This window comes from Sulfuricurvum sp. (assembly GCF_022759005.1).
GTDB lineage: Bacteria > Campylobacterota > Campylobacteria > Campylobacterales > Sulfurimonadaceae > Sulfuricurvum.
Genome location: NZ_JAEMQA010000082.1, coordinates 1 through 9,142 on the forward strand (window position 1 = coordinate 1; position 9,142 = coordinate 9,142).

Consider the following 9,142-nt stretch of genomic DNA (forward strand, 5'->3'; position numbering starts at 1 on the left):
TTGGAACACAGCGGGGATCCCCAGCGTGATATTGCCCTGCGTATTTTCCAAGCAATCGGAATGCAAATCCGACGAATGGGGGCAGAACAGCACGATCGGCATGCGGCGTTCATCAGCCACATGCCCCACATTATCTCCTATGCGCTGGCGAATACCGTACTGGCTCAAGAAGAAAAAGAGAATATCCTCACCCTCGCGGCAGGGGGATTTCGTTCTATGAGTCGTCTGGCAAAAAGTTCTCCGGCGATGTGGGAAGATATTTTCCGCCAAAACCGCCAAAATGTTCTCGATGCGGTAGAGCTCTTTGAAATCGAACTGCAAACCCTCAAGCGTGCCCTACAAGACGAAAATTATGAAACCCTTCGCCGTGAGATGAAGGGGGCAAACAAACTCTACGATATTTTTAAATAATCACCATTCAAAAAGACGGGTGGTTTGCGTTGCCTTTTTTGGTGACGGTGATGGTGTATTGTGTGAGGGTGTAGCCTCTTTTGTAGCGGACGTTTCCTGCTTATTTTTTTGCAACTCTGCTCTTTTGATCTGAATCTCACTCTGCTCTAAATTATGACTAACCCGTTCAGATAAGATCGGATCACTCGTATAGACTCTCTCGTACCAGTAACGCGAACGTTCAAATTGACCGCTCATATAAAGCGCATTGGCTCGATTGTACCGAACCTGTGGCGAATCATGCCGTAGTTGATACTGTGCATAAAGACGTTCGCTTTTTTCATATTCTCCGCTCTCGTATGCCCTCTTCGCCTCATTAAGCAATCGAAAATCTAACAGTCCCGCTTCACTCTTGTACGGTGTCCAACTCATGAGAAAAAGGGCTATACCCACACTCACACTGCGCCGTTTTGACATCGACGATAGAGCGATCAAAATGAGCAACATCGCCATCCCCAAAGGATAAAAAAACAGCGGAATATGTTCTTGCAATCGCTTTTGATTTTTCATCTCCAGCAACTTTTCTTGCACTTTAAGTATATCGGCCGATGACGAGATTCGCAAAAACCGTCCGTCACTTTCATTTTTCAATGTGATCAGAAGCATCATATCCACATTATTTTGCATCCATAATTTATCGGTAACAGAGAGCTTTGAGGGTTTTGATGAAGGGGATAGATGACGAATTAAATCCGCTAAAACCATCCGATCGTTACTGCGCGGCGCAACACGATACAGCCGATCATCAAACGCTACAATTTCAACCTCTTCCATAGTGAGTGCATCGAGCATCGCAAGGGCGAAAGAGCGTTTTTCGCCAAAGTTCTTTTCGCCCAGATCAATCGCCATCACAATATAAAGTTTTTTTGCTTGAAGTTGTGAAGGGGTGAGGATAACCGGTTGTGCCATCGCTATAACAAGCAAAAGAGCCGATAGAAAAAACAAACCATTTCGCCCTTTTAATCCCATCGTCGTCTCGGGAGCACGCAGTTTGTCGATAACCTCTTCACTTAACCACCGGTGCTGAAGCGGTTTTTGGGTTAGCCAGAAATAAAACAGTACCAACGTCGGGGGGAGAAGCCAAAACAAAAATTCCGGATGCAAAAAACTCATGCCAGACCTTTTTGGTTACGACCATAGAGGTACAGAAGCATCGATAAAAACCCTAAAAAGAGAGGATAAATATAAAAATAATCAAAATATTTTCGCTCAGAGATCTGAACAAACGGTGGGTGGGATCGATCATTCGTCTCCATCCAATAAGCATTTCGTTCGATCACACTCACTTCGATCCCTACCGGCAAAGATCGAACCAAATCTTCAGGATGTTTTGAAAGGACAATCGCCCATCCCCGCCCCTCAGAGGTAGTCGAAAAAAAACGCTCTATCTCCCGTGTCACAGGCTGAGCGGCTTTTCCATGCGATAACTGCGATACAATCTTCTCAAGAGCATCATGATCGGAAGTCATAGGGACAATAGCGGCAGTCTCCTCAGGAACATATAGCGCAAAACGATCATTCGGTCGTCTTTGGATAAACGATTGAATATCCTCTTTCATGTGCACGTCGATAGAATCGGGATCAATCACGAGCAAGATATCATACCCTTGTCTCTCCTCTTTGATCTCCCGCACCGGAGACATCAGTGCAACAATAAAAAAAGTGATCATCGCCCATTTGGCAATCCACATCCAAAGGGGCGGCTTCGTATCATCCGTTCCAAAAAGAGCTACACGGGGAAAATAGATCGGATTAAGGCGAAGCGGACAAAGGGTTTCACACGCCAAAAAGAAAAAAAGGAGAAAACTGAGCTTCGGAAACTGGAAATAGATCCCCTCAAACATCGATAATCTCTAAATAGAGACGATAATATCCGATTGTCTCTTCATCAATTGGCTGGACATTTGGGGCATATTTGTACGGTTCAAGTCGTTCAAAAAGATTACGGTACGCTTTTTCGGTACGCTCGTTATCAAGCGCAAAAAAACGCCCTATCTCGCTGATGGTATACGCCGCACGCTTCGGATCGGCAAACTCGATCGAACTGAGTATTTGAAATTTCTCTTTGCGTAGTGACGTTTTTCGTTTTCGCATCTGTTTCATCACCGCCAAAACGACTCCGACAATCAGTGCGGTAACGATGAGCAAAAGGGCGATAAAGTAGTAGAGCGAATAATCGGTTATCTCTACCAACGGAGCAATATCGTTGATCGGAATATTTTGGCTTCTCATACTCTCCCCTCAAACAACCGCCGTAACGTGACGATCGCGTTGGCATCGGTATAGAGTTTTGTCGCTCTGACCCCTGAGGTGCGAAACATCTCAAAGAGTTCACGATCGTGCGCTCTAACCCGTTCGCGATACCGCTTCACGCTTCGCTCGCTAAAATCCCCCTCCAATACCGCACCGCTCTCCGGATCGATCAACGCGCTGAATCCCATCGGGCTCGGAGACTCTTCAGCATGATCACGAACGACGATAGCCACCACCTCATGTTTACGTGCCAAAACCCGAATATCGGGAATCTCAAAAAAATCGCCGATCAAAACGATGAGAGAGCGCCGTTTGATCCGACGGTACAGCTCTTTTACTGCAAGATTGAGATCGACACGTCGGTGAAGAATCTCTGCATTGAGGACACTCTCTACGCTTTGCTGTACCGAAAAACGCTTTTTGCTCGGACGAATCTCATTGCGCAGGGTTTCCGAATAGTTACAGTGACCGAACACATCCCCGTTGGCTACCGCTGAATAGCCGATCAACGCCACCGCTTCGGCAACAGACTCGATCTTAAACTTCTGTGATCCGAAATGGAGTCCTCCTCCCAGCAGTCCTACGCTCAAGACATTGAGCTCCCGCTCTTCACGGAACACTTTGACAAACGGTCGTCCCGTTTTTGCCGTCACGTTCCAGTCGATATGGCGTGTATCGTCCCCGCTGACGTATTCGCGAAGTTCGATGAAATCAAACCCCTCCCCTCGAAACATGGAGGGGTTGTTTCCGATTCGATCCCCGATGATCTGACGACGGGCTTTGAGGAGAATATGGCGGCTATTTTTCATCGTTACGGTATCGGAACGGCTTTCACAATCTGCTCAATCAAATCATCGATTTTGATCTCTTCGGCTTCCGCTTCATACGAGAGGACGATACGGTGCCGCATCAGCTCTTTGACGATAGTGGCGATGTCGCTTGGGGTGACAAACTCACGCCCCCGCAAAAATGCCACCGCACGTGATGCTTTGAACATATCAATACTGACACGCGGAGAAGCCCCAAACTCGATGTAGGATTTGATCCCACCAAGACCGAAAGACTCCGGTTCACGGGTTGCCGTGACGAGGCTGATCATGTATTTCTCCACCTCATCGTCGATATGAATTTCTTTTACCTTCTCTTTGAGTTCGATCAATTGATCCGCGTCGATGACTACGTTGATCGCTTCACCGAGTCCCGATCCGACACGCCGTGCGATGGAGAGTTCCTCTGCTGGGGTGTTGTATCCGACGTTGACTTTGAGCATAAAGCGATCCAATTGCGCTTCTGGGAGCGGATAAACCCCCTCATTTTCGATCGGGTTTTGTGTCGCCATAACGAGAAACGGCGGGGGAAGTCTGAAACTCTCATCCCCCAGCGTCACCTGTCGCTCCGCCATCACTTCAAGCAATGCCGATTGCACTTTTGCTGGGGCGCGATTGATCTCATCGGCGAGGAGAAGATTCGTAAAAATCGGCCCTTTTTTGATTTTGAATCCGTTATGCTGAGGATCATACACCTCAGCCCCCAAAATGTCACTCGGGAGTAGATCAGGGGTAAATTGAACCCGTTTAAATCCGAGTCCCAACGCTTGCGATAGGGCTTTAACTGTAGTGGTTTTCGCCAACCCCGGAATCCCCTCGATCAAAATATGTCCATCACACAGCAATCCGATCAACAATCCGTCGATCATCTTCTCTTGACCAACAACCACCTTTGAAACTTCAGCGCGTATTTGATTTATTACATCTATCATAGTGTTACCTTTTTATCTGTTGAGAGTCTATCAAGTTTCTTTTTAGCTTCACCTAATAAGATTCGTCCCGCTTCGAGTTCGGCAATAATCGGCTCATACTCTTTATTGCCGCTCAGAGACAGAATCAACACCAACTCTTTGGAGGTTTTCACCCCTTCCCAAAATGCTCTGATTTTTCGGCGCGGTCGTTTTTTCCATAACCAGCGTGAGATCTCTGTGAGCACAATTCCCACTACAATCCATCCCGTATTATAGGCATACCGCTTGAGAGTTGCACGATCACTCAAATCGGGAGCATCCAAAAGTGATGCAGGGTCATACCCCTCTTTCACCTCAATGGGGATTGCTTCGCTTTTGAGTGTTACAGGACGGTTATGGAGGGTATCGAACACACTCAGTGTCAATGCGGGGATAACATACGCTTTGTCGGCCACCAACGCAAACTCTTGACGAATCTCCCCCTCTACCCCATCGGATGAGGGTGAGAGCAGTTTTTGAGGCGGTTCTGAAAACACCCGTACACCGCTGATGTTGAGTTCAAAAGGGACAAATTGTTCCAAATTTCCCGACCCGCGAATGACAACACTCAAATGAACCGGCTCGTGCGCACTTACGGTCGTTTGATCGACATGAGCCTCCATTGTGATATTACCCGTCAATGCCGCACTGTTTTGTTCTGTACGAACGGTGACGCTCGGAAGTATCGTCTCCGTTTCGGAAATATCTTCTCGGCTGAGGTTATCACGCCCCAAGACCGTATTTTCTACCGCACCGGGAGACGTATAACGGACAATCGCCCTCATCGACACACTCAACACTCCCGATGCTCTCGGCGTAATGAGCACATCTATCGTATCACGCCGTTTCCCATCCAAAACATTTGTTTTTTGTGAAAGAACCGAAGTCGTATACTGCGGCGAATCACTCAGCTTTAACTTCGTCGAATATTCCACCGCACTCCCATCAAACGTACAGGTGTAGCGTATCACGCCGCTTTGCCCGACACGTAGCGATGTGGGGGATTGTGTGACATCCCAATGATAGCTTATCCCCCATAAAGCACTGTGGAGCATACAAATCCAAACGATACTCCTACCAAGGCTTCGTTTCATGCACACTCCTTTGATTAATCAACTCATACTGTTTGGAGCTGAGCTTGGCTTTCCCCTGCGACATTGAAAACCTCGGATCGCTTTGGGTCTTTTTCCCCTCATCCCCCCCGCCGCCTGATGCGCTGTCCATTTTCATGTTCGAACTTCCCCCCTCTTTGGCACTCTTTTTCTCACCTGTGGGTTTATTCTCATCGGCGGAAAAGTTGTCTTTTTTCTCTTTTCGGACATTTAACGTCTGTTGCTCACCGACTCCTGCGATAGCTCGGAGATTTTGATCGGCGGCTTTGGTATAACGAAGCGTCAACGATTTTAAAAACGCTTCACGGGCATCGGCAAACTGACTCAAACGGACATAACAATTCCCCATATTGTAAAAAAGATTGGCTTTAAACTCTCTCTCATCGCTGCGGATAGAGCGGTACGCCGCCAACGCTTCGGAATATTTCCCCGCTTTATACAGAGCATTGGCTCGATTATAACGCCCTCTCTCGTTCGTGATCGAACCATACATCTGTGCCGAACGTTCATACCGCTCATCGTTATAATAGTGTTTTCCCGCATACGCATACGCAAAATCAGCGACTCCTGCCTGCGCCGATACTCCGATTAACGCTAAGATTGAGATAAAAATTTTCTTCGTTCGTGGTGAGCTTGTCGAACCATGAACATCCCCTTCGACAGGCTCAGGGCGAACAAAATATGCCCCTACCGTCGTAAATGCTGCAATAAAACAAAACAGTGCCAAAGCAAGCGGGATATAAAAAAGTTCCTGATACCGCATCACCGATGCTTTCCCTGCGAAGTCGTTGTGCCGTGCATCCTCAATCAAAGAGAGAATATCACTGCTGCTTCGGAGCATTTTCCCATCATGGACGATCTCCTCGATCGCATCATTTCGCGCACTTACAACGATATGCCCCGCATCATCTTTGAGCGATCCTTCCGAGGTGGGGATAGTGCTGCCGTCTTTGGATGCGAGCATAACGACGCTCACCGCCAGATTATGCTCATGAACGAAATCGGCTTCTTTCGCATACGACGCTTCATCCCCTCCGTCGGTAAATACGATCACCGTAGGGTGCTGCGAGTGAGACATCTTTCGGGCGAGCTCCAATGCGCTCATTACATAGGTCCCTTTGGTGATGATCTGCGACTCATCGAGAGAGCCAAAAAGGTGTTCGAGCAGCTCCGTATCTTTGGTGAGCGGTGAGAGGACGATCGCACTCGTCGTAAACCCAATCACTCCGAAACGATCCTTTTGATCAGCGCGGACAACGTCGTGCAGCATCTTTTTGGCAGCTTCCAGCCGACTCGGAGAAATATCTGTTCCCCGCATCGAATACGACAAATCGACCGCCAAAATGACATCCGATCCCGCCTCATCCACACTGATCGGTTTTTGAGAGATCACGGGACGAGCGAGGGCAACCACTAACAGTGCGATCGAGAGGATCAGCCACCCCTGCTTATTCCACCTTTTCTCACGCCCTTTCCAAAGATACGCCATAACTCCGAACAGCCCCAAAAGCCACAGAGGTGATAAAAAACTCATCCTCCGATCCTCCTGCGCCACATCAGCATCACCATGATTACCAATGCTCCTCCGCCAAACCACTGAAAATAGTGTTCTTCGAAAGTGTGCTGTTTGCTCTTGATCGAGGAACGTTCCAACGTATCGATCTCATCATAGATAGCTTGAAGCTCTTTTTGGTTTGCCGCCGCAAAAAACTTCCCGTTTCCATCCTGCGCCAACTGTTTGAGAAGAGCACTATCAAACTCCCCCTTCTCCCCTATCCCGATCGTGTAGAGCTTGATATGCTCTCGTTGCACCATCCCTACCGCCTCTTTGGGAGAGATCGCACCACTGTTGTTTTCCCCATCGGTAAGGAGGATAATCACCTTACTTTTGGCTTTTGAGCCGCGTAACGCCCGTACACTCATCGCTATCCCCTCTCCAATAGCGGTGTTCTGTCCCGCCATTCCATGATTCAGATAGCCGATCATTTCGGCAATAATCTCTTTTTCATAGGTCACGGGGGTCGCGATAAAAGCGAAATCCCCGAACAGTACCACCCCGACATTGTCTTCGATTCGCTTCATCACAAAATCAGATGCTATTTTTTGGACTACTTCAAAACGTGGCGCTCTGGGGTCTTCTTGTGAAAATCCCGACGCGTTCATCGATCCGCTCCCATCGAGCGAGAGGACGATATCGATCCCGTTACGGTTGCGCGGGTCGGCATAATCGATCATCACCGGAGTCGCCAACGCCCCTACCATCAATGTCACCGCCAGCGCTTTGAGCAACCAATCGAGATTACCCCACTTCCCAAGAGTACCGAAAAAGTGCAGATGGGGAAAATAGTGCGGATGTAGGGCAATTTTGCATTTGTAGAGACAATAAAGCAGTGGAGGAAGCAATAGAAATGCCCATACAAAATCAAACGACCAAATATTCATACGTTTATTATACCTTTTTTAACGGCACATCACATTAGTATCGAGTAACGCTTCCTCTTTTTTTGCCTGAGTACACTGCGCTTTATTCATCACCGATTCGGAAAATTTGGTCTGCCACAACAGTGCGTTTTTCATTTTGACGCTGCGCAAATCGTTACGGATAAATTTCGCATCCCCAAGCTCCGCATCACTGAAGTCGGTTTTGTATAGAATCGCATCCGAAAAATTAGCTTTCCAGCTTTTCGTCCCTCGCAGATCGGCATGACTTAGATTGCTCTGTTCCAAATGGGTCCCTTTGAAATTGGCACCCTTGGCGCGGAGATGGGTGAGATCAGAGCGTTTCATCGTCCCTTTCCAAAACAACGCCCCCTCCGCATTCGCACCACTGAGATTGCAGTCACTCAAATCCCCCATCTCAAAAAGGCTCTCGTGTAGATCGGCACCGCTGAGATCACTGCCGTGAAAATCGGCACCGCTGAAATCGTTTTTACTGAGATTCGCACCCCGAAGATCGCATCCGATACACTCTTTCTCCTCCAACGCTTTTTTCAGATGCGCCGCATCGTACGCACTCAACGAAACGCCCATCAAAAAAGTCAAAAACAGAGTTCTCATTTGATCCCTCGGATACGGTGCAGTTCTTTGATAAATTCAGGTGCACGTTTACTTCCCACAATCGTCTCTTTTTTATTTCCCGCTTTATCGATGAAAAACATTGTCGGTATCCCGAAAAAATCGTACCCGTCGGGGAGTTTGCTTTTGTGGACGTTTTTCTCAATCACGACAAAATTTTGAGTCAAATAGGGTTCTACCGTTTTGTCGTGAAAAACCTTCGTTTTCATATAGGCACATTCGGGACAATCGTCGGTTGTATAGATCATTAGCACAAGTTTATTGTCACTGCCTATCGATGAAACGGCACTCTTAAACTGTTCATCATTTTGGATCGCTCCGCCCCACAAGCTCACTATTCCTATACAAACCAATATAATTATTTTCATCATTGATAAATTCTTTTGTCGCAATTCTATCACAATATTATCATTTTTTTTAATCTATAATAGTGATTGCGTATACCTATCTATTCTTTTCAAACAAAATGTCCCTT

The 9,142-nt window shown here is 47.4% G+C and carries 11 protein-coding genes; 1 reads left to right on the top strand and 10 read right to left on the bottom strand.

Annotation, left to right across the window (positions count from 1 at the left end):
• Positions 1-411: prephenate dehydrogenase dimerization domain-containing protein (locus tag JHC35_RS05350; RefSeq protein ID WP_295042749.1), on the top strand; the 411-nt coding region annotated here is incomplete at its 5' end.
• On the opposite strand, the gene JHC35_RS05355 is transcribed toward JHC35_RS05350, so the two are convergent.
• Genes JHC35_RS05355 through JHC35_RS05400 form a run of 10 tightly spaced genes read right to left on the bottom strand, consistent with a single transcriptional unit; the run spans position 412 to position 9,038 of the window.
• The gene (locus tag JHC35_RS05355; protein WP_295042751.1) at positions 412-1,563 is read right to left on the bottom strand and encodes a hypothetical protein; all 1,152 of its coding nucleotides are present in this window, start codon (positions 1,561-1,563) and stop codon (positions 412-414) included.
• Positions 1,560-2,294, bottom strand: a complete 735-nt coding sequence (locus JHC35_RS05360) for a hypothetical protein (RefSeq protein WP_295042753.1) — start codon at positions 2,292-2,294, stop codon at positions 1,560-1,562. The genes JHC35_RS05355 and JHC35_RS05360 overlap by 4 nt, the downstream gene beginning before the upstream one ends.
• A complete protein-coding gene (locus JHC35_RS05365; RefSeq protein WP_295042755.1) occupies positions 2,287-2,682 on the bottom strand; it encodes a hypothetical protein in 396 nt (131 codons plus the stop codon). Before JHC35_RS05365 ends, JHC35_RS05360 begins: the two co-directional genes overlap by 8 nt.
• Positions 2,679-3,512, bottom strand: a complete 834-nt coding sequence (locus JHC35_RS05370; protein WP_295042757.1) for a DUF58 domain-containing protein — start codon at positions 3,510-3,512, stop codon at positions 2,679-2,681. The genes JHC35_RS05365 and JHC35_RS05370 overlap by 4 nt, the downstream gene beginning before the upstream one ends.
• 2 nt (positions 3,513-3,514) lie before the next feature.
• The gene (locus JHC35_RS05375) at positions 3,515-4,462 is read right to left on the bottom strand and encodes a MoxR family ATPase (RefSeq protein WP_295042759.1); all 948 of its coding nucleotides are present in this window, start codon (positions 4,460-4,462) and stop codon (positions 3,515-3,517) included.
• Positions 4,459-5,574: a BatD family protein gene (locus JHC35_RS05380; RefSeq protein ID WP_295042761.1), complete on the bottom strand. Its 1,116-nt coding sequence runs from the start codon at positions 5,572-5,574 to the stop codon at positions 4,459-4,461. The genes JHC35_RS05375 and JHC35_RS05380 overlap by 4 nt, the downstream gene beginning before the upstream one ends.
• Entirely contained in the window at positions 5,555-7,126 is a 1,572-nt protein-coding gene (locus JHC35_RS05385) for a VWA domain-containing protein (RefSeq protein WP_295042762.1), read from the bottom strand. Before JHC35_RS05385 ends, JHC35_RS05380 begins: the two co-directional genes overlap by 20 nt.
• Positions 7,123-8,034 carry a VWA domain-containing protein gene (locus JHC35_RS05390; RefSeq protein WP_295042764.1) on the bottom strand — a complete coding sequence of 304 codons (912 nt, stop codon included), beginning with the start codon at positions 8,032-8,034 and terminating at the stop codon, positions 7,123-7,125. Before JHC35_RS05390 ends, JHC35_RS05385 begins: the two co-directional genes overlap by 4 nt.
• An 18-nt stretch (positions 8,035-8,052) precedes the next feature.
• A complete protein-coding gene (locus JHC35_RS05395; RefSeq protein ID WP_295042766.1) occupies positions 8,053-8,649 on the bottom strand; it encodes a pentapeptide repeat-containing protein in 597 nt (198 codons plus the stop codon).
• Positions 8,646-9,038, bottom strand: coding sequence for a thioredoxin family protein (locus JHC35_RS05400; protein WP_295042768.1), 393 nt, complete (start codon positions 9,036-9,038; stop codon positions 8,646-8,648). The genes JHC35_RS05395 and JHC35_RS05400 overlap by 4 nt, the downstream gene beginning before the upstream one ends.
• Positions 9,039-9,142 lie beyond the last annotated feature (104 nt).